Below are 22575 nucleotides of genomic sequence, written 5' to 3'. Positions count from 1 at the left end.
TTGGATCACGATAGCAAAACTGCATTTGTAGATCCGTTTATTAAAGATTCTAAATTTGGTACAGTTGGTTGTGCCGCTTTAGACAAAAATGGAAACCTGGCCGCAGGAACTTCTACGGGTGGAATGACGAATAAAAAATGGGGCCGAATAGGCGATGCTCCCATTATTGGCGCCGGAACTTATGCTAATAATAAAACCGCAGCGATTTCAGCAACCGGCTGGGGAGAGTTTTTTATACGGGGGGTAGTAGCCTACGATATTTCAGCAATGATGGAATATAAAGGAATGAGCCTTGCTGAAGCTGCAAAAGAAGTAATTCAAAACAAAAATCCCGAACTGGGAGGAAACGGGGGCATAATTGCTATAGACCGTAATGGGAATGTTTCCATGGAATTTAATACCGCTGGAATGTACCGTGCAAAAATGAATAAAGACCGCGACCTGGAAATAGGAATCTATAGTGAATAACCTTCTTAAAAAAGATCTTTATAAGCCCAACTTAATCGGTTGGGCTTTTTTTTAACTCAATTTTAGAATTCGTTAGTTCGGAAAATTCCGAACTAATTATAATTTTGCAAACTTCTAAATAATTTACAAATGAGAAATAAGTACGGTGTAATTTTAATATTGGTCTTCATATTCTGTTATGGAGAGGTTTTTTCACAACGTTTATCACGTGAAAAAATAAACGATACCATAGAAAATATGCCCACTTTTTCTATTCATAAGGATAATTATTTTATCACGGGAATTTCTACAAATAAAGATCTCAATTCTAAATCTGCAGATGCAAAATATCAAATTAGTTTTAAAGCATTAATTACGCGTAATACTCTACCGTTTGATACCTACTTATTTCTCACTTATACCCAAAAAGCTTTTTGGAATATTTATGAGTTTTCAAGCCCCTTTCGCGAACTTAATTTTAATCCCGGGGTAGGCTTGGGAAAACCCGTATATAATAAAAATGATGATTTGGCCGGAATGGCGTATTTACAGTTGGAACACGAATCTAACGGGCGGGATAGTATTTATTCCCGAAGCTGGAACTCTCTTTCTTTAAGTTATCACACCGCGATAAATAAAAACCTTTTAATTAGCGTAAAAGGCTGGTTGCCATTTAAATATAAAAAGGATAATCCCGAGCTAATTGATTATGTAGGCTACGGAAAAATAAGCCTTACTTACAATTTAATTCCGGAAAAATTACTGGTAGATCTTATGCTTAGAAAGGGAATTAAAGACTGGAATGGAACGCTGCGCACCAGGTTTCTTTATAAACCTTTTAATTCTTCTAATTTCCAGGTAATGCTGGAGTGGTATAAAGGAAATGCAGAAAGCCTTATTAATTTTGAAGAAAACCGAAGTATGATTCGCGCAGGCTTCGTTCTAAAGTCAGATGAATTAAACTTCCTGAAATCGCTCCCCGATGCAATTTAACAAACCTTTTAGATTTTTGGTTCGGGTTATTCGGAACTAAATATTAATTTCGCGCCTTCAATTTATTAAAATGAACAAAACGGACTTACAAGCACAAAAAACACGTTTAATTGAAAAATTGGGCGTCCAGTTTGAAAAAGAGCATCAATTAGCTCCGGTTGCAGCAAGGATTTTTGCCACGCTTATTGTTACCGGTAAAAAAGGAATCACTTTTGAGCAATTGGTAAAAGATTTAAATGCCGGAAAAAGTACGGTTTCTACTCATTTAGAACATCTTCAAACAACAAACCGTATTGAATACTACACAAAATCTGGAGACAGAAAGCGGTATTTTATTGTAAAACCCGACCTCATGGAAAACCATATTGATGAGCTCACCGCGAAGTGGGAAGCTCAAAAATGTATTCATAAAGAGGTTCTGGAATACAAGCAAAAAAGCAACGAATTGAATAAAGAAGATCCACCTTTTGATATGGAATTTCAAAAAAGCCTGTTAGACTTTTTAGATGAAGCAACAGCAGCGCTTAATAAATTAAAGAAGAACATCAACAACCATTAATTACAATAAAAAGCAATGAAAAAGATAATTTATTTCAGTCTGTTTATAGGTGCTGCCGTTTTCACTTCCTGTTCTAACGGGAAAGAAGAACAGCAAGCAGCACAGGGCCAGGGTGCACAACCTCTCCCGGTATTAGAAGTACAAACAAAGACAGTTACCGGTTTCACTTCATATCCTACCAGCATAGAGGGTGTGGTAAACAGTCAGGTTAGAGCAAAAGTTTCTGGTTATATCACAGATGTTTTAGTAGATGCAGGAGAAAAAGTAACAAAAGGACAAAGGCTTTTTAAGCTTGAAACAGAATCTTTATCGGGCGATGCGGAAGCCGCCCAGGCAAATGTAAATGCCGCCCAGGTTGAAGTTGAAAAACTAAAACCTTTAGTTGATAAAGATATTATTAGTGAAGTACAACTACAAACCGCAAAAGCACAGCTCTCCCAGGCCCAGGCTAACTACAACAGTATAGCTGCAAATATTGATTATGCAAATATTAAAAGCCCGGTAGATGGTTATGTAGGTAATATTAATTTTAGAAATGGAGCACTTGTTTCTCCCGGAGATCCTACGCCGCTTACTACGGTTTCCCAAACCGATGAGGTTTATGCGTTCTTTTCTATGAACGAGAAAGATTATATGAGTTTTCTTCAGGAAACTTCGGGCAGCAGTATAGAAGAAAAGATATCTAATTTCCCAGAGGTAAGTTTAATTCTGGCCAATGGTAAAGAATATGAACAAAAAGGGAAAATTCAAACAATTTCTGGACAAATTGATCCTTCAACAGGTACAGTAACCTTCAGGGCCAAATTTCCTAATCCAAATCAACTATTATCTAACGGTAATAGTGGTAAGATTCGAGTGCCACAAACTTTTGAAGACGTAATTGTAGTACCCGAAATCTCAAGTTATGAGCAACAGGGAAGAACTTACGTTTACAAAGTTCAGGGTGATAGTTTGGCTGTTTCTACACCTATCACAGAAACTTCAAGAGTAAATAATCTTATTGTTGTTGATTCGGGCCTTAAGAAAGGCGATAAAATTGTTGCTCAGGGCGTGGCAAAACTAAGAAACAACACTCCAATAAAACCGCAAGAAATTCCTTTTGATAGTATTGCGAATTCTATTAATACAGTATTTAAATAAGACTTTAAGATGCTAAAGAAATTTATAGAAAGACCGGTATTATCTACGGTCGTTTCCATTATAATTGTGGTATTGGGTGTGTTGGGAATTTCAACACTGCCCGTAACGCAATATCCAGATATTGCCCCTCCAACGGTTCAGGTTTCGGCTAATTTCCCGGGGGCGAATGCTCAAACAGTACTGGAAAGTGTAATTATTCCTATTGAAGAGCAAATAAACGGGGTTGAGGGAATGGATTATATTACCTCAACAGCCAGTAACAACGGTAGCGCCAGCATACAAATATTCTTTGACCAGGGAGTAGATCCAGATATTGCCGCGGTAAACGTTCAAAACCGTGTGGCGCGAGCTACACCTTTACTGCCGCAGGAAGTAACCCAATCTGGGGTAACCACGCAAAAAGAACAAACCAGTGCATTGATGTTCTTTACCGTGGTTTCAGACAACGAAGAATATGACGCAACTTTTATTCAGAATTACCTGAATATTAACGTGATTCCAGAATTACAACGTATTAACGGGGTTGGGAACGTAAATGTTTTTGGCGCCAAGAAATATGCGATGCGAATCTGGCTTCAGCCTGAAAAATTAGCGGCTTACAATTTAATCCCTTCAGATGTTATTGGAGCCATTACTGAGCAAAGTCAGGAGGCTGCTGCGGGATCTTTAGGTCAAAATAATGCTGAAGCTTTTGAATATGTACTGCGTTATAGCGGAAGATACCAGGACGAAGATCAATATCGAAATATTATTATTAAAGCCCTTGATAATGGGCAATACCTAAGGTTAGACGATGTTGCAGAAGTTGAACTTGATGCCGAGGGTTATAATGTGATTGGGTATACTAACGGAAAACCGGGAGTGAATATGGCTGTTTACCAAACGCCAGGTTCTAATGCCCAGGAAATTATTGAAAACATTCACCAGAAGCTGGACGAAATGGAAGAAGACTTTCCAACCGGGCTTTCGGTATATATAAATTTTGATACCAATGAATTTCTTACCGCTTCTATAGATAAAGTGATTTTAACGCTTATTGAAGCGTTTATACTGGTATTTATTGTAGTGTTTATATTTCTTCAGGATTTTAGGTCTACTCTTATTCCTGCCATTGCGGTACCGGTTTCCATAATTGGTACGTTCTTTTTCTTAAACCTGTTTGGGTACTCTATAAACTTACTAACGCTATTTGCGCTGGTACTGGCTATTGGTATTGTGGTAGATGATGCCATTGTAGTTGTAGAAGCCGTACACGCTAAAATGGAAGAAGGAGCTAAAGATGCCATAAGCGGTACAAGAAAAGCCATGGACGAAATTACCGGGGCGATTATTTCTATTACGCTGGTAATGGGAGCGGTATTTATTCCCGTAACTTTTATCACGGGACCCACAGGAGTTTTCTACGAACAATTTGGTGTGACTTTAATTGTAGCTATTGCAATTTCAGCAGTTAACGCTTTAACTTTAAGTCCTGCGCTTTGTGCCATTTTCTTAAAACCACATAATGAAGACGAAGAACATAAGAAAAAGAATTTTTTACAGCGCTTTTTTAGTTCGTTTAATACCGCTTTTAAAGTAACTACTGATAAATATGTGAATTCCCTTTCATTTTTAAGTAAACATAAGTGGATTACAGGGCTAATTCTTGTAGCTGCGGTACTTGCAATATTTTGGGGAGCCAAAACTACTCCAACCGGTTTTGTACCAGATGAAGACCGGGGAATATTATTTGTAAATGTTGAATTACCTGCCGGGGCATCTTTAGACAGAACCGTGGGAATTACTTCAGAATTAGAGAAAAAAGCACAACAAATAGAAGGTGTACAGGGTGTTTCTCTGGTAAATGGTTATAGTTTAATTGGTGGAGCAGGTAGTAACTATGCACTTGGTTTTATTAAATTAGACGACTGGAGTGAACGTGAAGAAGATCACCTATCGGTAGAATCTATCCAGGGACAATTATTCCAAATTGGCGCTTCATTTTCTGATGCCGAAATGCTATTCTTTTCTCCTCCCAGTATTCCAGGTTTTGGAGTTTCAGGGGGATTTGAAGCTAAATTGTTAGATAGATCAGGTGGTAGTTTCCAGGAACTGGATACCCAAACCCAAAATTATATTGCAGCGCTTTCCCAAAGACCGGAAATTCAGTATGCACAAAGTTCTTTCAACACAAATTATCCGCAGTATGAAATGGATTTAAATATTCCGAAAGCTAAAGAAGCAGGTGTAGATATTTCTACCATCTTTTCAACCTTGCAAGGGTATATTGGAAGTATTTACGCAGCAGATTTCTCTAGATTTGGTAAGCAATATCGTGTGTATGTTCAGGCTTTACCTGAAGATCGCGCCGGCACCGACGATTTAAATTCTCTATTTGTAAGAAATTCTCAGGGAGAAATGGCGCCTTTAAGTGAATTTGTAAGCTTAAAACGGGTGTATGGTCCGCAATCGGTAACCAGGTTTAACCTGTTTAACTCGGCAACTATAAACGGTGCCCCGGCTCCGGGTTATTCTTCTGGAGACGCTATTGCCGCAGTACAGGAAGTAAGTGCAGAATCACTACCCTCTAATTTTAGCGTAGATTATAGCGGACTTACCAGGGAAGAAGTTTCAGCAGGCTCGCAGACTACTTTTATCTTGATTTTAAGTATTCTGTTTGTTTACTTCATTCTTTCAGCTCAGTATGAAAGTTACCTTATTCCTTTCGCAGTGCTACTTTCACTGCCGGTTGGGGTAATGGGCTCTTACCTGGTGACTAAATTCACAGGGCTTCAGGCAAATATTTATTTCCAAATTGCTTTAATAATGCTGCTGGGGCTACTGGCTAAGAACGCAATTCTTATAGTAGAGTTTGCCATGCAACGAAGGCAGGCAGGCCTTTCTATTGTAGATGCCGCCTTAGAGGGTGCCAGAGTTCGTTTAAGACCTATTTTAATGACATCTTTTGCCTTTATTATTGGTTTACTTCCTTTGGTTTTTGCAGGTGGTACAGGTGCTGCAGGTAACCGTTCTATAGGTACGGGAGCTGTTGGAGGTTTATTAGTTGGTACCATATTGGGAGTTTTTATTATTCCAATTCTTTATATCATTTTCCAACATTTACAGGAAAAAATAACCGGGATACCAGAAGCAGCTAAAACAGAAAACAAATCAATTTCTGAAAAAGAATAACAATGAGAAAGAACAGTATATATAAACTTTTGCTTGGGGGAGCCTTACCATTTTTACTGGTTTCCTGTTTTGCAGCCAAAGATTACGAACGTCCTGAAATAGAAGCGATTTCTGAAGAATTGTATAGAACAGATAATCTTCCGCAAGATTCCCTAAATATGGCCACTATTTCCTGGACGGAAATTTTTACCGATCCTATTCTGAAAAACCATATTGAAGAAGGCCTGGAGAATAATATAGATATACGCATTGCCATACAGCAAATGTTGGCAGCCGAAGCTTATGTAAAACAAGGGAAAGCGAGTTATTTCCCTACGCTAAGTGCAGGGCCGGCCGTAAATCATCAAATTTTATCTCCTAACAGCCAGTTTGGTTCTTTCTTTGACGGTAGTATTACCCAATATGACGTTACCGGAAATCTTTCCTGGGAAGCTGATATTTGGGGAAAAATAAGAAGTAACGATCGTGCTTTTACCGCAGCTTATCTACAAAGTGAAGCTGCTCATAAAGCGGTAAAGACTCAGCTTATTTCCACTATTGCTAATAATTATTATCAATTACTAAGTCTGGACGAGCAACTTAGAATTGCAAAAGAAACCCTGGAAACCAGAAAAAGCAGCCTGGAAACTACAATGGCCCTTAAAGATGCCGGAAATGTGACTGAAGTTGGTGTACAGCAAACCAAAGCGCAGTTGCATACAGCCGAGGCTTTAGTAGTACAGCTTCAAAACCAAATTCGCTTGCTGGAAAATTCATTTTCCATTTTACTGGGCGCAGGGCCACAGGAAATAGAACGAACGGACTTATCACAACAAAAAATTGTAAGTCCGTTGAATACAGGAGTGCCCTCACAACTGTTAAGAAACAGGCCAGATGTGATTGCCGCCGAGTACGGATTAATTAATGCTTTTGAACTTACAAATGCGGCTCGCGCTAACTTCTATCCTTCGCTTACGTTAACCGCTTCAGGTGGTTTTCAAAGTTTAGAACTGGATAAATTATTAAATGCAAATTCCCTTTTTGCAAATTTGGGTGCTTCGCTTTTACAGCCAATTGTTAATAAGCGGCAAATAAGAACCCAGTATGAAGTTTCGCAGGCACAACAAGAAGAAGCTTTACTAAACTTTAAACAAGCCATTTTAGTGGCCGGCAGGGAAGTTTCAGATGCACTTTCTAATTACCAGGCAAGTACCGAACGCATAGATATTCTTGAAAACGAATATGAAGCTTACAATAAGGCTTCAGGCTATTCAGAAGAATTATTGAATAACGGTCTTATAAATTACCTGGAAGTATTAACCGCAAGGGAAAATGCTTTAAATTCTCAGCTAAACCTTATAAATGCTGAATACAATAAATTGAATTCCATCGTAAATCTTTACAAAGCCCTTGGTGGAGGCTGGCAATAAATTGTGTTGAATTTGTTTTGTTAATTGTTGAATAAACAGCTCCAGAATTAAATTTTGGGGCTGTTTTTTGTTGACTTTGAAATTTATTTTCGACTAAGCCAATAAACTACCTGGGGCAAGCCTAGGGGCGTTTTGTAAGAAAAATAGTTTGCTTTGAGACAAACCTCGTAGCATTTAAATCTCGATTATCGAGTAAATTCAGTAACTTTAAGAAAGCTTAAAATTTATTAAAATGAAAAGTAGTTTTAGTGATATTATAAAAGATGAAAAACCTGTTCTAGTTGATTTTTATGCTGACTGGTGTGGCCCTTGCAAAACACTGGCGCCAATTTTAAAAGACGTAAAGGCTGAATTGGGCGATGGCGTAAAAATTGTAAAGATAGATGTAGATAAAAACCAGGAATTGGCGGGAAAATACCAGGTGCGCGGTGTTCCTACAATGATGCTGTTTAAAAATGGCCAGCAACTTTGGAGACAATCTGGAGTTTTACAAAAAGCTGAAATTGTAAATATTATTAATTCTAATTCCTAACAGAAAATAAAGCTGAGAAGCAATGTATGTTTTTGAAATTATTTTAAGCTAAAACTTCCTGGAATTCGGGTTCTTTTTCTATCACACTTTTTGCAAAAGGACATAGTGGAATCACCTTTAGCTTATTTTCTTTGGCAAAATCTACAGTAGCTTTTATTAGTTTCTTGCCTATACCCTGGCCTTTAAAATCGGGGTCAACTTCGGTATGGTCTATTATAAACTTGCTTCGGCCTGCCCAGGTATATTCAATCTTCCCGGCAATTTTATCATTTTCCAAAGCTTGAAAAAAGCCTTTCTTAATTTCATCAACTTGTTCAATCTTCATAATTCAAATTTTTAAGAATTTTAGTCTGGTTTTTAATCTAGTTTCCCTCCTTTTGCGGTCCACCAGGGATGAACTTCAACTTTTAATCTACCAGCTTTTACCATAGGATCCTGTTTTGCCAAACTATCGGCTTCTTGCTGCGTAGCCGTATTATAAACCGCAATTCCACGAATATCCCCGTCATCACCAAAGGGGCCAATTAAGCTTGCGTAGCCTTCTTGTGCCATTCTGCTTAAATAAGCCAGGTGTTCTTTTTGCAGGTTTGCGGCTTCAGTAGAATCCTGGCTTCGGTTTTCACCTTTTTTCAGAAAAACCATATAATATTGCTGCATCAAATAAGTGCTGTCTCCTTCTTTGTTGGTAAAAGTTTGATAACCTTTTTCATTTAAATGGTTCGCAATAGAATCTATATTGGCTTTGGGCTTTTTCTTCTCAACTTTTTCTGGCCCGGGAATACCTCGCTCCTGTTCTGGAATATCTTTACAGGAAAGTATTAAAAACGGAAAAACGAGTATATAAATTAATTTCTTCATATTAAATTTTACCAGTTTTTATACGGGTTCTTGCTTAATTGGGAATTATAATATTTTATATCTCCCGTTACTTCTTCTCCCAGCCATTTGGGGTTCTTAAAGGTATCGGTTTCAGAATTCAATTCTATTTCTGCTACGGTTAAACCTTCATTTTCAGCGTGAAATTCATCAATTTCAAAAACAAAATCACCGTCTTTCACCAAATAGCGGGTTTTTTCTATAATTCCCGGTTCACAAAGTCCAAATAGCGCTTCGGCTTCCTTTACATCAATTTCCTTTTCCCATTCAAAACGTGTAAGTCCGTTTTTAGAAGATTTCCCTTTAATAGTAATAAACGCATTATCGCCGGTAATTCTTAAGCGCACTGTACGTTCGGGATCGGTATTTAAAAATCCTTGTTTTATCTTGAAATTTTTAAATGATTCCTTTTTAAAATCTTCTGAAAGCACAAGGTATTTACGTTCAATTTCCTGCATTTAATTATTGTGTGCTATATTTTTAATTTCATCTGAAGGAATTCTTACTACATCTAATTCGGGCTTATTAGCAATGGCTACCATAGCCCTGGCAATACTTTCAGCCGAAATAGACTTGTATTTACGTAAAGTTCCCAGGAAAAACGGATTTATAAAATTGAGCATTACTTTTCCAACTTTTTCAAAGCTTCGGCTTTCCTTCCGTTCGCCGGTAATAAGCGAGGGTTGTAAGATATAGGTATTCTTAATTTCCTGCTCTAATACCTCTTTCTCCATTTTCCCCTTGATGCGGTTATAAAACACCCTGCTTTTGGGATTCGCTCCAAGTGCCGAAACTACCAGAAAAGTATCTATATTATTTGCTTTACAAAGCCTGGCCGCTGTCACAGGAATTCCGCGATCAATTTTGGTGTACGTATTGTGATCTGGGGTTTTCTTTTTGGTGGTGCCCACGCAACAAAAAACCTCGTCCCCGGTAAATTTATCTTTATGCTCTTCGAGCTTAAAAAGATCTATTAAATGTTCTTCGATTTTAGGATTGTTTATTTCTACTGAATTTCTTGAGAAAAGTTTGATTTTCTCATACCTGTCGTCTTCAAGTAATTGCTGTAGTAACATTCCTCCGGTTAGGCCGGTAGCTCCTAAAATTATTGCTGTTTTTGGCATATACTATTTATTAATGAACCGGTCTTTGTCTGGTTCCTCTAAAATTAATTATTTCGATTCTTTGTTTCTCTTTATTTTCTCTATAAACTAGGTAATTATTTTTATCTATCAAAGCTTTAAAAAGCTTAGGGTTTTGAGTGGACTTAGGAAAAAATTCTGGGTTTAAAATGATGATTTGAATAACTACTTTAAGTTTTTCTTCGAGTTTAAGTATTTCTTTTTCAGTCCAATTTTTTTCCAAATATTCCAGCACTCTCTGCAAACCTGTCTTTGCAGTCTCTGCCCAAAAGATCTCTAATGCCATTTTTTAAACATTCGCATAACATCTTCATTAGCTAACACCTTATCGTTATTGGCATCCTCTAAGCCTTTTTGAATAGCAACTTTCTCAATTTCGCTAAGCTCATCCCACCAATCACCTTTTTTTTGCTTTTTATAAGTTTCAGCCACTTCTGCTATAAGATGAAGTAATTCTTCATCAGCTTCCTGAACGTAAGCCAAAACCCGTTGCTTAAGTTCCTTCTCTTTCTTCATTTTTTAATTGATTTTTATAAAGTTACGATTTTTAAATTTCTGAAGTTGAAAGATTTTATAACAGGTTTGGGAAATAAATAGCTTTCCAGACAACTTGAAGTTTCTTTAACTTTGTAAAGTGAACCAAAACCTTCCTATTCGAAAAATCATTCATATAGATATGGATGCATTCTATGCTTCGGTAGAACAACTGGACAATCCCGAATTACTCGGTAAGGCGATTGCTGTAAGCGGAAGTTCGCAAAGAGGTGTTGTTAGCGCGGCAAGTTATGAAGCGCGAAAATATGGCGTTAAAAGCGCTATGAGCAGCGTTATTGCCAAACGCAATTGCCCGCATCTAATCTTTGTAAAAACCCGTTTTGACCGTTACCGGGAAATTTCACAACAAATAAGGGAGATCTTTTATGAATATACAGACCTAGTAGAGCCACTTTCTTTAGATGAAGCTTACCTGGACGTAACCGAAAACAAAAAAGGAAATCCCAGTGCAAGCCTAATTGCAAAAGAAATACGTGAGAAAATTAAGGAGAAAACAGGTTTAAATGCCTCGGCAGGAATTTCTATCAATAAATTTATCGCAAAGATTGCCAGTGATTTTAATAAACCTAACGGACAAAAAACGGTAAATCCTGAAGAAGTGGAAGCCTTTTTGGAAGTTTTAGACATCAGGAAATTTCACGGAGTAGGGAAAGTGACTGCTGAAAAAATGTATATGCTGGGTATTTTTACGGGGAAAGACCTGAAAAAGAAATCTCAGGAATATTTAACCGAAAAATTCGGGAAAAGCGGTGCGCATTATTACAATGTGGTTCGCGGTATACATTTGAGCGAAGTAAAACCAAACCGAATAAGAAAATCTCTTGGTGCCGAACGCACTTTTAATGAAAATATCTCTTCGGAAATTTTTATGCTGGAAAGGCTGGAAAATATTGCCGAAGAAATAGAACGCCGGCTCAAAAAAAGCAAGGTTGCAGGTAAAACGGTGACCCTGAAAATAAAGTATAGCGATTTTACCCTGCAGACTCGCAGTAAAACTATTTTGTTCTATATCTCCAGTAAAGAATTAATTCTTGAAAATGCAAAGGAGTTATTATACCAGGAAAAAATGAAGAATTCTGTGCGACTTTTGGGAATTTCCCTTTCCAACCTAAATACCGATAAAAACGAAAAGAAGCCGGAAGAAGAGAAAAAAGTTGAAGTACAGCTAAAGTTTGAATTTTAAACAAAAAAAGCCCCAAATAGAGTGTATTCGGGGCTTTAAGTATAAATATTATTAGATTATTCTATTTCTGAAATCCTTAGCGTATTTACCATACCTTTTTCACCAATTGGCATAGCAGCCAGGTTAATGGTATAATCTCCCACCTCTACAAAAGATTTCTCTTTTGCAATGCGGTTAATATCTTCTATAGTTTCGTCTGTACTTACAAATTTATCATAATGGAAAGCTTTAACACCCCATAATAAACTAAGTTGTGAGAGAATTCTATTATTAGAAGTATACACCAAAATATGCGCTTCAGGCCTCCATGCAGAGATCTGGAAAGCTGTATACCCGCTATTGGTTAAGGTACAAATTGCTTTGGCCTTAATTTCGTTAGCCATATGGGCCGCGTGATAACAAACAGATTTGGTAATATAACGCTTGGTACGTACATGCGGCGGATCGTGAGGAACTTTAATCAATGGTGAGTTTTCAACACTTTCCAAAATTTGTGTCATCTTTTGAATCACCTGCACTGGGTACTGCCCTACTGAAGTTTCTCCACTAAGCATTACCGCATCGGCGCCATCCATTACAGAATTCGCTACGTCATTAACCTCGGCTCTTGTTGGCGTAAGACTGGTAATCATCGTCTCCATCATTTGAGTAGCGATTATTACCGGAATTCTTGCTTTCTTGGCCGTTAAAACTAATTTCTTTTGAATAAGTGGAACTTCCTGCGCAGGAATTTCTACTCCTAAATCTCCACGAGCCACCATTAAACCGTCACAATAAGCCACAATTTTATCAATATTGGCTACCCCTTCCGGTTTTTCGATTTTAGCTATAATTGGGATTTTATATTCGCTGTGTTTTTTAATTAAATCCTGCAGTTCTTTTAAGTCTTCTGCGTGACGCACAAAAGAAAGAGCCATCCAGTCTACCTGCATCTCACAGGCAAAAATAGCGTCTTTCACATCCTTTTCAGTTAAAGCAGGAAGCGAAATATTAGTATTTGGAAGGTTTACACCTTTCTTAGACTTTAAAGGTCCACCCTGGATTACCCGGGTTTTAACCTCATCTTTTTTATTTGTACTTACTACTTCAAAAATAAGTTTACCATCGTCTAAAAGAATACGCTCTCCCGCAGCAACATCTTGCGGAAAAGTTTCATAATTCATATAAACGCGTTCTGCGGTTCCTTTAAATTCTTTTCCGGTAGCAAAAATAATTTCATCACCTTCTGAAACTACCACTTCGTCTTTCATCACTCCTACCCGAAGTTTAGGACCCTGTAAATCTCCAAGAATCGCGGCATTGTAGCCTTTTTCTTTGTTCAGGTCTCTAATCATGTTAATGCGTTCTTTTACATCGTCATAATTAGCGTGGGAAAAATTAACTCTAAAAACGTTTACTCCGGCCTGGAGCATTTTATCTAAGGTTTCTTTGGAACTCGTTGCCGGGCCTAGGGTTGCAACGATTTTAGTCTTCTTATTTGTTGGCATTATTCAAAAATTAAATTTTGTTTAGATTTTAATAAATCTGTGTCAATTTTATAAACTGCTATTACCAGCGGTATTTGGCTTATGGCATTAACAAGTAAATTGAGGTCTTTTTGATTTAGCTCCTCATCTATTTTAAGAAAGAAATCTACCTTTTTATACTCAGGTACCAGGTTTACCTGTAAGGGTCTAACTTCTTCTTCTTCAAATAAAGAACCCGAGCTTAATATCTTTTTTGGTTCTCCTTTAAACTTATTGGCCACAAGGTGATAAGACCTGAAATTCGCCAGATCTTTAAAGGTATAATGGGCGTAGAAAGCTTCTACCGATTTATGGTTGAAGTCTATATCCCTGCGTTCTCTTTTTAATTGAAGTTTAAGATGCTTATTTAATAAATAGGCCATCTTATATTCTTCTAAATCACCATATAGTGCTATTAAGCCAAAATCATCTTCCTCTACATCCTCAAGCAGCATTTTATGAGATTGCATAGCTTTTAATTTAAGGTTAAAGATAAGATAAGATTGAGAAAAATGAAGGTTTATCCTACCAAAACTTCGTATTTATCTACGAAAACGTTATAGTTTGCACTAATTTCATAATTTTATGTGATTTTATTTTGAAGTGCATAATAAGCCCTTTTTGCTGTTTTTTCTTCGGCCTTCTTTTTTGAAGTTGCCCTTGCCTTGGCAACAACTTTATCATCTAACCTCAATTTTACAGCAAAATGCTTTATTTCGTCGTTCCCGGTATCTTCATAAACTTCAAAGTCGAATTCCCGTTTTTCTTTTTGACACCACTCAATAAACAGACTTTTATAACTTATTACCTGGCCTTCTAATTGTTCTATATCTACATAAGGATCTATCACTCTTTCGTAAATAAAACGCTTACAATATTTATAACCGCGGTCTAGATATATTGCGCCAATTAATGCTTCAAATAAATTGCCGTGAATATTTGCTCCAAATTGATCTTTGGGAATATTAGTTTGAACGTGGTCTATAAGTTTCAGGTCTTTACCAAGCTCATTTAAATGCTTTCGGCTAACTACTTTAGAACGCATTTTGGTAAGATAACCCTCATTTCCGCCAGGAACTGCTTTAAAAAGGTGGGAAGCTATTACAGCGCTTAACATGGCGTCTCCCAGGAACTCCAGGCGTTCAAAACTCACCGCATTTCCCTTTTCATCTTTAATATTTAAAGAACGGTGGGTAAAGGCTTTGCGGTAGTGAAGAATATTCTTGGGCTTAAATCCCAGAATTTTATATAAAACGGAAAAAAAATTCCCGCCTTTATCAGAACGGGAATTTAATATATTTCGAAGAACGCCCATAATTAAAGGTTATTCATCAAATCTTTTAAATAATAAACAAGCGTTGTGACCTCCAAATCCAAACGTGTTGCTCATCACCACCTTTACATCACGTTTTTGGGCCTTGTTTAGAGTAAGGTTTAATTCAGGATCAATATTTTCATCTTTATGTTCGTGGTTAATAGTAGGTGGTACTATTCCATGTTTCATAGACAAAATTGCAGAAATTGCTTCTACAGCTCCTGCAGCACCAAGCAAATGCCCGGTCATTGATTTTGTTGAATTAATATTAATTGTTTTGGCGTGTTCACCAAAAACCTTACTTATCGCTTTTAATTCGGCTACGTCTCCTAATGGAGTAGAAGTTCCGTGCGTATTAATGGCATCTACATCTTCGGGCTTCATTTCTGCATTTCGAAGACAGTTTTCCATAACCGCAACAACTCCGTTTCCTTCAGGATGTGGTGCCGTCATATGGTAAGCATCAGAAGATAATCCTCCTCCAAGTACTTCAGCATAAATTTTAGCTCCTCTGGCTTTGGCATGTTCATATTCTTCAAGAATAAGTGTACCGGCACCTTCCCCTAACACAAATCCGTCTCGAGTAGCATCAAAAGGTCTTGATGCCGTTTCGGGGTTATCGTTTTGTGTAGAAAGGGCGTGCATAGCATTAAAACCACCCATACCAGCCATAGTTACCGCAGCTTCAGAACCTCCGGAAACAATAATATCACTATGTCCCAGCCTAATATTATTTAATGCATCTATCATAGCATTTGCTGCAGATGCACAAGCTGAAACGGTAGTATAATTTGCTCCCATAAACCCATGACGAATGGAAATATTACCAGGGGCAATATCTGCAATCATCTTAGGAATAAAGAAAGGATTAAACCTTGGTGTACCATCTCCCGTCGCGAAGTTTATCACTTCGTTCTGAAAAGTTTCCAATCCGCCAATTCCGGCCCCCCATATTACACCAACACGGTACTTGTTTACAGTCTCCAGGTTGATGCCGGAATCTTTTATTGCTTCATCTGAAGCTACAATGGCATATTGGGCAAACCTGTCCAGCCTTCTTACTTCCTTACGGTCAAAGAAATCGAGCGGGTCAAAATTTTTGAGTTCACAAGCGAATTTGGTTTTGAATTTTTCAGTATCGAAATAGGTAATAGGCGCACCACCACTTTTTCCGGCTACCAAAGCCTCCCAATATTCTTCAATATTGTTACCAATGGGGGTTAGGGCTCCCAGGCCCGTTACTACAACTCGCTTCAACTCCATATGGTCTATACTCTTTTTATTTTTTTGCGTCTTCAATATAAGAAATTGCCTGACCTACTGTGGCAATGTTCTCAGCCTGGTCATCAGGAATCTGGATATCGAATTCTTTTTCGAATTCCATGATCAATTCCACAGTGTCCAATGAATCAGCACCCAGATCGTTTGTGAAGCTTGCTTCGTTTACAACCTCGTTCTCGTCAACACCTAACTTGTCAACGATAATCGCTTTTACTCTTGATGCAATGTCTGACATAATACTTTTATTTTAATTTTGATTAGGTGGCAAAAATAAAAAACTTTATTTTAAAACCGATTTTTACTTTAAAAATGTGATCGTAATTTACATAAATTTAGTTGAAAGGACTTAATTTTACATTCTAATAATTGTTAACAAGCTTATTTTGAGCAATCCAACCCATACCTCACAAAAAAAAATAGTTGTCTTTGCTTCCGGCTCGGGAACCAATGCCGAAAATATCATTAAATTTTTTCAGAAACAGCCCAATGCCAGTGTGGTGGCGGTTTTCTCGAACAAAAGATCGGCTAAAGTGCTAAAAAGAGCACACGATCTAAATGTTAAAGCACTTCATTTTGACCGGGATGCACTCTATAATAGTTACGATGTTCTGCATATTTTAGAGGATATAAATCCAGATTTAATTGTTTTAGCAGGATTTATGTGGATTTTCCCCGAAGACATTTTAAAACGTTTTCCCAATAAGATTGTAAACATACATCCGGCGCTACTTCCAAAATATGGCGGTAAAGGAATGTATGGAATGCATGTGCACGAAGCTATAATTCAAAATAAGGAAAAAGAAAGCGGGATTAGTATTCATTATGTAAATGAAAATTATGATGAAGGCGAAATAATCTTTCAGGCGAAAACAGATATTTCAGAAGAAGATACTCCCGAAAGTCTTGCAGAAAAAATTCATAAGCTGGAATACAAACATTTCCCAGAAATTCTTCAGCAATTACTTCAAAAGAAATCACAATAGTGCAAACAGCCCAGGTACACATTTATACCGATGGCGCCGCGAGAGGAAATCCCGGCCCCGGCGGTTACGGTATTGTAATGGAATGGGTAGGAAAAGCCTACCGCAAAGAATTCGCAAAAGGTTTTAAACATACCACTAATAACAGGATGGAATTGCTGGCGGTTATTGAAGCTTTAAAAAAGCTAAAAAAGCCCGGAGTTTCTGCCATTGTATTTACCGATTCAAAATATGTTGCAGATGCAGTAAACAAAAAATGGGTATTTGGCTGGGAAAAGAAAAATTTTAAAGACCGAAAAAATGCCGATCTCTGGATAGAATTTCTAAAAGAAATACGCAAACATAATGTAAGCTTTAGGTGGATAAAGGGACATAATGACCATCCGCAAAACGAACGCTGCGACGCTTTGGCGGTAGCCGCCTCAAAAGAAAAAAGGCTTCTGATAGATGAAGGTTTTCAACAAAATTGAACGGAATTAATCTTTAAGTAGAGCATTCGAAATGAAACATAAAGGCCTTATTAATATTATATCCTGGTTTCGAGACAAAACGTACAATATTTAAATCTCGATTATCGAGTAATTTTGATTGAGCCCTTGAAAAACAAACTGTATATTTGCAGCACAATTTTTAAACCATTTTATGAGTAAATTACTGATTGTAGGCACTGTAGCCTTTGATGCTATTGAAACCCCTTTTGGGAAAACCGATAAAATTCTTGGAGGTGCAGGCACCTATATTGGGCTTTCAGCTTCGCAGTTTAATGTAGACAGCGCCGTGGTATCTATTGTTGGAGACGATTTTCCACAAAAATACCTGGACCTGCTTACCAAAAACAATATAAATATAGATGGAATTGAAGTGGTTCCGGGCGGAAAAACCTTTTTTTGGAGTGGCCGCTACCATAACGATTTAAATTCCAGAGATACTTTAGACACCCAATTAAACGTACTGGCCGATTTTAATCCGGTAGTACCAAATGCTTATAAAGATGCTGAAATTGTGATGTTAGGGAACCTGCATCCTTTGGTACAACTTAGCGTTCTAGAACAAATTGAATCTCCAAAACTCGCCATTTTAGATACTATGAACTTCTGGATGGATAACGCCCTGGAAGATTTAATGAAAGTAATTGCCAAAGTAGATGTGATTACCATTAACGATGAAGAGGCAAGGCAACTTTCTGGCGAATATTCTTTGGCAAAAGCTGCTAAAAAGATTGCTACAATGGGCCCAAAATATGTAGTGATTAAAAAAGGAGAACACGGCGCTTTATTATTTCACGAAGAGCAGGTGTTCTTTGCGCCCGCCCTTCCGTTAGAAGAAGTTTTTGATCCAACCGGTGCCGGCGATACTTTTGCAGGTGGTTTTGCAGGTTATCTTGCAAAAACTGGAGATAATAGCTTTGAGAATATGAAAAACGCCATTATATACGGCTCTAATCTCGCCTCTTTTTGCGTAGAAAAATTTGGAACCGAGAGGATGGAGGAACTTTCAGGCGAGGAAGTAAATTCGCGCCTCGCAGAGTTTAAGAAATTAACTCAATTTGAAATAGCATTAACCTAAACTTATGCCCTGAATTTTCAGGGCATTTTTTATATAAAGCAGGAATAAAATCTGCCACGAATTATGAGTGACGCCTTAAAACACGAATGTGGAATTGCCCAAATACGATTGTTAAAACCACTGGAGTACTATAAAGAAAAATATGGTACTGCCTTTTATGGGATTAACAAAATGTATTTAATGATGGAAAAACAGCATAACCGAGGCCAGGACGGTGCCGGTTTTGCCAACATTAAATTAAATACTGCTCCCGGAGATCGCTATATAAGCCGAATAAGATCTAATGCGGCACAACCCATCCAGGATATTTTTGAGCAGATAAATGGTAGAATAAACGACGAAATAAAAGCAAACCCTGAGTATTCTGAAGATGTTGCGCTGCAAAAGAAAAACCTTCCCTATGTTGGAGAAGTTTATCTTGGACACGTGCGCTACGGTACTTTTGGAAAAAACAGTATAGAAAGTGTACACCCATTTCTTAGGCAAAACAACTGGATGCACCGTAATCTTATTGTGGCCGGGAATTTTAATATGACCAACGTAAACCAGCTTTTTAATAACCTGGTAGAGCTTGGGCAGCATCCCAAAGAAAAAGCCGATACCGTTACGGTAATGGAAAAAATTGGGCACTTTTTAGATTCTGAAGTTCAAAAACTTTATAAAAAATTGAAAAAACAAGGTTATTCTAAAGTTTCAGCTTCTCCTATTATTGCCGAAAAATTAAACGTTGCCAAAATACTAAGAAAGTCGTCTAAAAATTGGGATGGTGGTTATGCCATGGCCGGTTTACTTGGTCACGGTGATTCTTTTGTTTTACGTGACCCTGCAGGAATTCGTCCAGCATATTATTATAAAGACGATGAAGTGGTAGTTGTTGCTTCAGAAAGACCGGTGATTCAAACCGCTTTCAACGTAGATTTTAATGATGTACATGAGCTTCCGCCGGGACACGCCATTATCACCAAAAAAAGTGGAGAGGTCAACATTACCCAGATTTTGGAACCTCTGGAACGAAAAGCCTGTTCTTTTGAACGTATTTATTTTTCCCGCGGAAGCGATGCCGAAATCTATAAAGAACGAAAAATGCTTGGGCGTTTATTAATGCCCGAAGTATTAAAATCCATAGATCACGATACCATAAATACGGTTTTCTCTTTTATCCCAAATACTGCTGAAACCAGTTTCTACGGGATGGTTGAAGCGGCACAGGATGAATTGAATAAACAGAAAAACGATGCAATTTTAGCTGAAAAAGATACTTTAACTGATGCCAGACTTCAGGAAATTTTAGCACACCGTTTACGCACCGAAAAAATTGCGATAAAAGACGTAAAGCTTAGAACCTTTATTACCGAAGACAGCAGCCGTGACGATCTTGTAGCTCACGTTTACGATGTAACCTACGGCGTGGTTAAACCAGAAGATAGCCTGGTAATTATAGACGATAGTATTGTAAGGGGAACAACTTTAAAGAAGAGCATCATTAAAATGATGGACAGATTAAACCCAAAACAAATTGTAGTAGTTTCTTCTGCTCCACAAATTCGTTATCCAGATTGTTACGGTATAGATATGGCGCGGCTGGAAGGTCTTGTTGCTTTTAGGGCAGCGCTAGAGCTTTTAAAAGATAATAATCAATACGATATAGTGGAAAAGGTTTACGAAAAGTGTAAACTCCAGGTAGATCTTGCCGATGAAGAAGTGAAGAATTTCGTTAAGGAAATCTACGAACCTTTTACCGATGAGCAAATTTCAGATAAAATCTCAGAGCTACTTTGTGATACCGATGTAAAGGCAGATGTAAAAGTGATTTACCAAACAGTAGACAATTTACATAAAGCCTGCCCTAAAAACCTGGGTGACTGGTACTTTACCGGTAATTATCCCACATTTGGTGGTAACCGGGTAGTGAATAGAGCTTTTATTAATTTTTACGAAGGAAATGAAGGGAGAGCCTACTAAGTGCAGTTTAACAAGTTTTTCTGCCTTTCGTCTAAAATGATTTTTTACAGAAATAAGAATCTATACATTAGCAGAACCATAAACATAAGTAGGTTAAGTTCATGGTAGATTTGGGGCAAAAAAAGGTGGATATAAAAATCCGCCTTTTTTTATTTTCACCCGAATTTAAAACGCTTCAGAAATTAAAACTTCTCACAACTAACTTACACAAAAAACCAAATTTTCTTACATTAAATATTGAATTTCAATACTTTAACAGATATTTACGCCTTTAATCTAAAAAATTTGCACGCAAGATTTATTCAGTATACTTTAGACTCACCATAACATAAGTAGGTTAAGTTCATGGTAGATTTGGGGCAAAGAAAGGTGGATTTAAAAAATCCGCCTTTTTTTATTTAACATTCTGGCAAAAAAAAGACCGCCAAACAGCGGTCTTTTTAATATATTCAAATAATAACTAAGTTATTATTTCTGCTTTGCATATCTGCTTCCCACTTCTTTCCAGTCTATTACATTAAAAAATGCTTCAATATAATCTGGACGACGGTTTTGATAGTTTAGGTAATAAGCGTGTTCCCAAACATCAAGACCTAAAATAGGAGTTCCGCCACAGCCAATTTCTGGCATTAATGGATTGTCCTGATTTGCTGTAGAGCAAATTTCTACTTTTCCGCCTTCGTGAACACAAAGCCAGGCCCATCCAGAACCAAACTGTCCTGCAGCTGCCTTGGCAAACTCGTCTTTAAAAGCTTCAAAAGAACCATATGCAGCATCTATTGCTTTAGCAAGTTCACCTTCTGGTTTTCCACCACCATCTGGAGACATTACTTCCCAAAACAGGTTATGGTTATAAAATCCACCACCGTTATTTCTTACAGCGGTATTTTCTTTATCAAGATTTTCAAGAATATTCTCTATAGTTTTTCCTTCAAGATCGGTGCCTTCTATTGCAGCGTTTAATTTCTTAGTGTAACCTGCGTGGTGTTTTCCATGGTGAATTTCCATGGTCTTCGCATCTATATGTGGTTCTAATGCATCAAATGCATATTTTAACTTTGGTAACTCAAAAGCCATTTGTATCTATTTTTTAGTGATTAGTAATAAAATTCACTCAAATTTAGGTATTAAGCTATTTAATAAAAACATTTTAGTGTTATAAAATACTTAAAAGCGGGGGGAGAATACAAAACATTTTTATTTTACCTTTAAAATTCAGAATCTTCATCAAAATCCAGCTTTTTTGACTAATAATTTCACTATTTATAATGCTTCGGCGGGATCGGGAAAAACCTTTACCCTGGTTAAAGAATATTTGCTCTTGCTTTTTAAAAGCAAAAAGCCAGATGCTTACAAAAACATTCTTGCTATCACTTTTACGAATAAGGCGGTAGATGAAATGAAATCCAGGATTATTAGCAGTTTAAGAGATTTTACTGAAGAAGAAACTTCAATTAATAGTAATCCGCTTTTTAAAATTATTGCTGAAGAAACCGGTTTATCTGAAGCCGAGCTTAAAACCAAAGCTGCAAAGATCTTAAAAAGCATTATTCATAATTACGCCGCTTTTGAAGTTTCTACCATAGACGGTTTTACACACCGGGTACTTAGAACTTTCGCTAAAGATCTTGGTCTTCCCGTAAATTTTGAAATTGCCCTTAATACACGGCAAATACTAATGGAAGCCGTAGATAGGCTTATAAGCAAAGCCGGAACCGATAAAGAGCTTACAAAGGTTCTTATTGCTTTTGCAATTAGTAAAACTGATGACGACAAAAGCTGGGATATAGCTAAAGATCTATTTGAAATTTCTGAATTACTTATTGGCGAAAATCACCAGGAAGCGCTAAAAAAACTAAAGGGAAAAACTCCAGAAGATTTTCAGAAATTCAAAGAAAGAATAAGTTCAGAAATAAAGAAAACCGAAGCTTTAATTGCAGAAACAAGCCACGAGTTCTT

25 protein-coding genes are annotated in these 22575 nt (G+C 37.3%); 13 read left to right on the top strand and 12 right to left on the bottom strand.

Features of this window, described 5'->3' with window-relative positions:
- The 7 genes from AACZ30_RS06865 to trxA all read left to right on the top strand — a co-directional run.
- Positions 1-468, top strand: a 468-nt coding sequence (locus AACZ30_RS06865; RefSeq protein ID WP_339648449.1) for an isoaspartyl peptidase/L-asparaginase, incomplete at its 5' end; no start/stop codon positions are given.
- A gap of 129 nt (positions 469-597) precedes the next feature.
- Positions 598-1440: a phospholipase A gene (locus AACZ30_RS06860; protein ID WP_339648448.1), complete on the top strand. Its 843-nt coding sequence runs from the start codon at positions 598-600 to the stop codon at positions 1438-1440.
- Between the two features lie 70 nt (positions 1441-1510).
- Entirely contained in the window at positions 1511-1999 is a 489-nt protein-coding gene (locus AACZ30_RS06855) for a transcriptional regulator (protein WP_339648447.1), read from the top strand.
- 15 nt (positions 2000-2014) lie between these two features.
- Complete coding sequence (locus AACZ30_RS06850) at positions 2015-3139, top strand: efflux RND transporter periplasmic adaptor subunit (protein ID WP_339648446.1); 1125 nt, start codon at positions 2015-2017, stop codon at positions 3137-3139.
- 9 nt (positions 3140-3148) lie between these two features.
- On the top strand, positions 3149-6310 hold the full coding sequence (locus AACZ30_RS06845; protein WP_339648445.1) for an efflux RND transporter permease subunit: 3162 nt from the start codon (positions 3149-3151) through the stop codon (positions 6308-6310).
- Between the two features lie 2 nt (positions 6311-6312).
- A complete protein-coding gene (locus AACZ30_RS06840) occupies positions 6313-7719 on the top strand; it encodes an efflux transporter outer membrane subunit (RefSeq protein WP_339648444.1) in 1407 nt (468 codons plus the stop codon).
- Between the two features lie 232 nt (positions 7720-7951).
- Positions 7952-8251: a thioredoxin gene (trxA, locus tag AACZ30_RS06835; protein ID WP_075325302.1), complete on the top strand. Its 300-nt coding sequence runs from the start codon at positions 7952-7954 to the stop codon at positions 8249-8251.
- A 43-nt stretch (positions 8252-8294) separates the two neighbouring features.
- On the opposite strand, the gene AACZ30_RS06830 is transcribed toward trxA, so the two are convergent.
- Genes AACZ30_RS06830 through AACZ30_RS06805 form a run of 6 tightly spaced genes read right to left on the bottom strand, consistent with a single transcriptional unit; the run spans position 8295 to position 10785 of the window.
- A complete protein-coding gene (locus tag AACZ30_RS06830; protein ID WP_339648443.1) occupies positions 8295-8576 on the bottom strand; it encodes a GNAT family N-acetyltransferase in 282 nt (93 codons plus the stop codon).
- A gap of 32 nt (positions 8577-8608) precedes the next feature.
- Positions 8609-9109 (bottom strand): YciI family protein, encoded by a 501-nt coding sequence (locus AACZ30_RS06825; RefSeq protein WP_339648442.1) that lies wholly within the window; start codon positions 9107-9109, stop codon positions 8609-8611.
- 8 nt (positions 9110-9117) lie between these two features.
- Positions 9118-9585: a CYTH domain-containing protein gene (locus AACZ30_RS06820; protein ID WP_339648440.1), complete on the bottom strand. Its 468-nt coding sequence runs from the start codon at positions 9583-9585 to the stop codon at positions 9118-9120.
- Positions 9586-10251, bottom strand: coding sequence for an NAD(P)H-binding protein (locus tag AACZ30_RS06815; RefSeq protein WP_339648439.1), 666 nt, complete (start codon positions 10249-10251; stop codon positions 9586-9588). It abuts the gene before it with no gap.
- A 10-nt stretch (positions 10252-10261) separates the two neighbouring features.
- Positions 10262-10555 (bottom strand): type II toxin-antitoxin system RelE/ParE family toxin, encoded by a 294-nt coding sequence (locus AACZ30_RS06810; RefSeq protein ID WP_339648438.1) that lies wholly within the window; start codon positions 10553-10555, stop codon positions 10262-10264.
- Positions 10546-10785 (bottom strand): hypothetical protein, encoded by a 240-nt coding sequence (locus tag AACZ30_RS06805; protein WP_208223478.1) that lies wholly within the window; start codon positions 10783-10785, stop codon positions 10546-10548. Before AACZ30_RS06805 ends, AACZ30_RS06810 begins: the two co-directional genes overlap by 10 nt.
- A gap of 118 nt (positions 10786-10903) precedes the next feature.
- On the opposite strand from AACZ30_RS06805, the gene dinB reads away from it, so the two are divergent.
- A complete protein-coding gene (dinB, locus tag AACZ30_RS06800) occupies positions 10904-12007 on the top strand; it encodes a DNA polymerase IV (protein WP_339648437.1) in 1104 nt (367 codons plus the stop codon).
- A gap of 56 nt (positions 12008-12063) precedes the next feature.
- Here the strand turns inward: dinB and pyk are convergent, their stop codons facing one another.
- The 5 genes from pyk to AACZ30_RS06775 form a co-directional block, all read right to left on the bottom strand.
- Positions 12064-13494 (bottom strand): pyruvate kinase, encoded by a 1431-nt coding sequence (pyk, locus tag AACZ30_RS06795; RefSeq protein WP_075325309.1) that lies wholly within the window; start codon positions 13492-13494, stop codon positions 12064-12066.
- The gene (locus AACZ30_RS06790; protein WP_339648435.1) at positions 13494-13982 is read right to left on the bottom strand and encodes an IPExxxVDY family protein; all 489 of its coding nucleotides are present in this window, start codon (positions 13980-13982) and stop codon (positions 13494-13496) included. The genes pyk and AACZ30_RS06790 overlap by 1 nt, the downstream gene beginning before the upstream one ends.
- A 113-nt stretch (positions 13983-14095) precedes the next feature.
- The gene (gene rnc / locus AACZ30_RS06785; protein ID WP_075325311.1) at positions 14096-14827 is read right to left on the bottom strand and encodes a ribonuclease III; all 732 of its coding nucleotides are present in this window, start codon (positions 14825-14827) and stop codon (positions 14096-14098) included.
- A 9-nt stretch (positions 14828-14836) separates the two neighbouring features.
- The gene (gene fabF / locus AACZ30_RS06780; protein WP_075325312.1) at positions 14837-16090 is read right to left on the bottom strand and encodes a beta-ketoacyl-ACP synthase II; all 1254 of its coding nucleotides are present in this window, start codon (positions 16088-16090) and stop codon (positions 14837-14839) included.
- Between the two features lie 16 nt (positions 16091-16106).
- Complete coding sequence (locus AACZ30_RS06775; protein ID WP_013069791.1) at positions 16107-16343, bottom strand: acyl carrier protein; 237 nt, start codon at positions 16341-16343, stop codon at positions 16107-16109.
- Positions 16344-16491: 148 nt separating this feature from the next.
- Here AACZ30_RS06775 and purN point away from each other — a divergent pair, with 148 nt between their 5' ends.
- The 4 genes from purN to AACZ30_RS06755 all read left to right on the top strand — a co-directional run bounded on the left by purN (position 16492) and on the right by AACZ30_RS06755 (position 20616).
- A complete protein-coding gene (gene purN / locus AACZ30_RS06770) occupies positions 16492-17091 on the top strand; it encodes a phosphoribosylglycinamide formyltransferase (RefSeq protein WP_339648421.1) in 600 nt (199 codons plus the stop codon).
- Positions 17091-17558 carry a ribonuclease HI gene (rnhA, locus tag AACZ30_RS06765; RefSeq protein WP_339648419.1) on the top strand — a complete coding sequence of 156 codons (468 nt, stop codon included), beginning with the start codon at positions 17091-17093 and terminating at the stop codon, positions 17556-17558. Before purN ends, rnhA begins: the two co-directional genes overlap by 1 nt.
- Positions 17559-17730: 172 nt before the next feature.
- The gene (locus tag AACZ30_RS06760; protein WP_339648417.1) at positions 17731-18654 is read left to right on the top strand and encodes a PfkB family carbohydrate kinase; all 924 of its coding nucleotides are present in this window, start codon (positions 17731-17733) and stop codon (positions 18652-18654) included.
- Between the two features lie 63 nt (positions 18655-18717).
- Positions 18718-20616: an amidophosphoribosyltransferase gene (locus AACZ30_RS06755; protein ID WP_339648415.1), complete on the top strand. Its 1899-nt coding sequence runs from the start codon at positions 18718-18720 to the stop codon at positions 20614-20616.
- Positions 20617-21084: 468 nt separating this feature from the next.
- Here the strand turns inward: AACZ30_RS06755 and AACZ30_RS06750 are convergent, their stop codons facing one another.
- Positions 21085-21693, bottom strand: coding sequence for a superoxide dismutase (locus AACZ30_RS06750; protein ID WP_339648413.1), 609 nt, complete (start codon positions 21691-21693; stop codon positions 21085-21087).
- A 166-nt stretch (positions 21694-21859) separates the two neighbouring features.
- On the opposite strand from AACZ30_RS06750, the gene AACZ30_RS06745 reads away from it, so the two are divergent.
- The coding region (locus AACZ30_RS06745) for a UvrD-helicase domain-containing protein (protein WP_339648411.1) at positions 21860-22575 on the top strand (716 nt) is incomplete at its 3' end.

Origin of the sequence: uncultured Salegentibacter sp. (assembly GCF_963972535.1) — a bacterium.
Lineage (GTDB): Bacteria > Bacteroidota > Bacteroidia > Flavobacteriales > Flavobacteriaceae > Salegentibacter.
The sequence above is the reverse complement of the archived record's forward strand: the minus strand, read 5'-3'. Positions and strand labels throughout refer to the sequence as shown.

Excerpts from the sequence above, each read along its gene's own strand:
- AACZ30_RS06760 (WP_339648417.1), top strand. The coding sequence starts at position 17,731 with ATGAGTAAATTACTGATTGTAGGCACTGTAGCCTTTGATGCTATTGAA.
- AACZ30_RS06815 (WP_339648439.1), bottom strand. The coding sequence starts at position 10,251 with ATGCCAAAAACAGCAATAATTTTAGGAGCTACCGGCCTAACCGGAGGA.
- AACZ30_RS06790 (WP_339648435.1), bottom strand. The coding sequence starts at position 13,982 with ATGCAATCTCATAAAATGCTGCTTGAGGATGTAGAGGAAGATGATTTT.
- AACZ30_RS06830 (WP_339648443.1), bottom strand. The coding sequence starts at position 8,576 with ATGAAGATTGAACAAGTTGATGAAATTAAGAAAGGCTTTTTTCAAGCT.
- trxA (WP_075325302.1), top strand. The coding sequence starts at position 7,952 with ATGAAAAGTAGTTTTAGTGATATTATAAAAGATGAAAAACCTGTTCTA.
- fabF (WP_075325312.1), bottom strand. The coding sequence starts at position 16,090 with ATGGAGTTGAAGCGAGTTGTAGTAACGGGCCTGGGAGCCCTAACCCCC.
- AACZ30_RS06805 (WP_208223478.1), bottom strand. The coding sequence starts at position 10,785 with ATGAAGAAAGAGAAGGAACTTAAGCAACGGGTTTTGGCTTACGTTCAG.
- AACZ30_RS06845 (WP_339648445.1), top strand. The coding sequence starts at position 3,149 with ATGCTAAAGAAATTTATAGAAAGACCGGTATTATCTACGGTCGTTTCC.
- AACZ30_RS06855 (WP_339648447.1), top strand. The coding sequence starts at position 1,511 with ATGAACAAAACGGACTTACAAGCACAAAAAACACGTTTAATTGAAAAA.
- AACZ30_RS06860 (WP_339648448.1), top strand. The coding sequence starts at position 598 with ATGAGAAATAAGTACGGTGTAATTTTAATATTGGTCTTCATATTCTGT.
- AACZ30_RS06750 (WP_339648413.1), bottom strand. The coding sequence starts at position 21,693 with ATGGCTTTTGAGTTACCAAAGTTAAAATATGCATTTGATGCATTAGAA.
- AACZ30_RS06810 (WP_339648438.1), bottom strand. The coding sequence starts at position 10,555 with ATGGCATTAGAGATCTTTTGGGCAGAGACTGCAAAGACAGGTTTGCAG.
- AACZ30_RS06820 (WP_339648440.1), bottom strand. The coding sequence starts at position 9,585 with ATGCAGGAAATTGAACGTAAATACCTTGTGCTTTCAGAAGATTTTAAA.
- AACZ30_RS06840 (WP_339648444.1), top strand. The coding sequence starts at position 6,313 with ATGAGAAAGAACAGTATATATAAACTTTTGCTTGGGGGAGCCTTACCA.
- rnc (WP_075325311.1), bottom strand. The coding sequence starts at position 14,827 with ATGGGCGTTCTTCGAAATATATTAAATTCCCGTTCTGATAAAGGCGGG.
- AACZ30_RS06850 (WP_339648446.1), top strand. The coding sequence starts at position 2,015 with ATGAAAAAGATAATTTATTTCAGTCTGTTTATAGGTGCTGCCGTTTTC.
- AACZ30_RS06825 (WP_339648442.1), bottom strand. The coding sequence starts at position 9,109 with ATGAAGAAATTAATTTATATACTCGTTTTTCCGTTTTTAATACTTTCC.
- AACZ30_RS06775 (WP_013069791.1), bottom strand. The coding sequence starts at position 16,343 with ATGTCAGACATTGCATCAAGAGTAAAAGCGATTATCGTTGACAAGTTA.
- pyk (WP_075325309.1), bottom strand. The coding sequence starts at position 13,494 with ATGCCAACAAATAAGAAGACTAAAATCGTTGCAACCCTAGGCCCGGCA.
- AACZ30_RS06755 (WP_339648415.1), top strand. The coding sequence starts at position 18,718 with ATGAGTGACGCCTTAAAACACGAATGTGGAATTGCCCAAATACGATTG.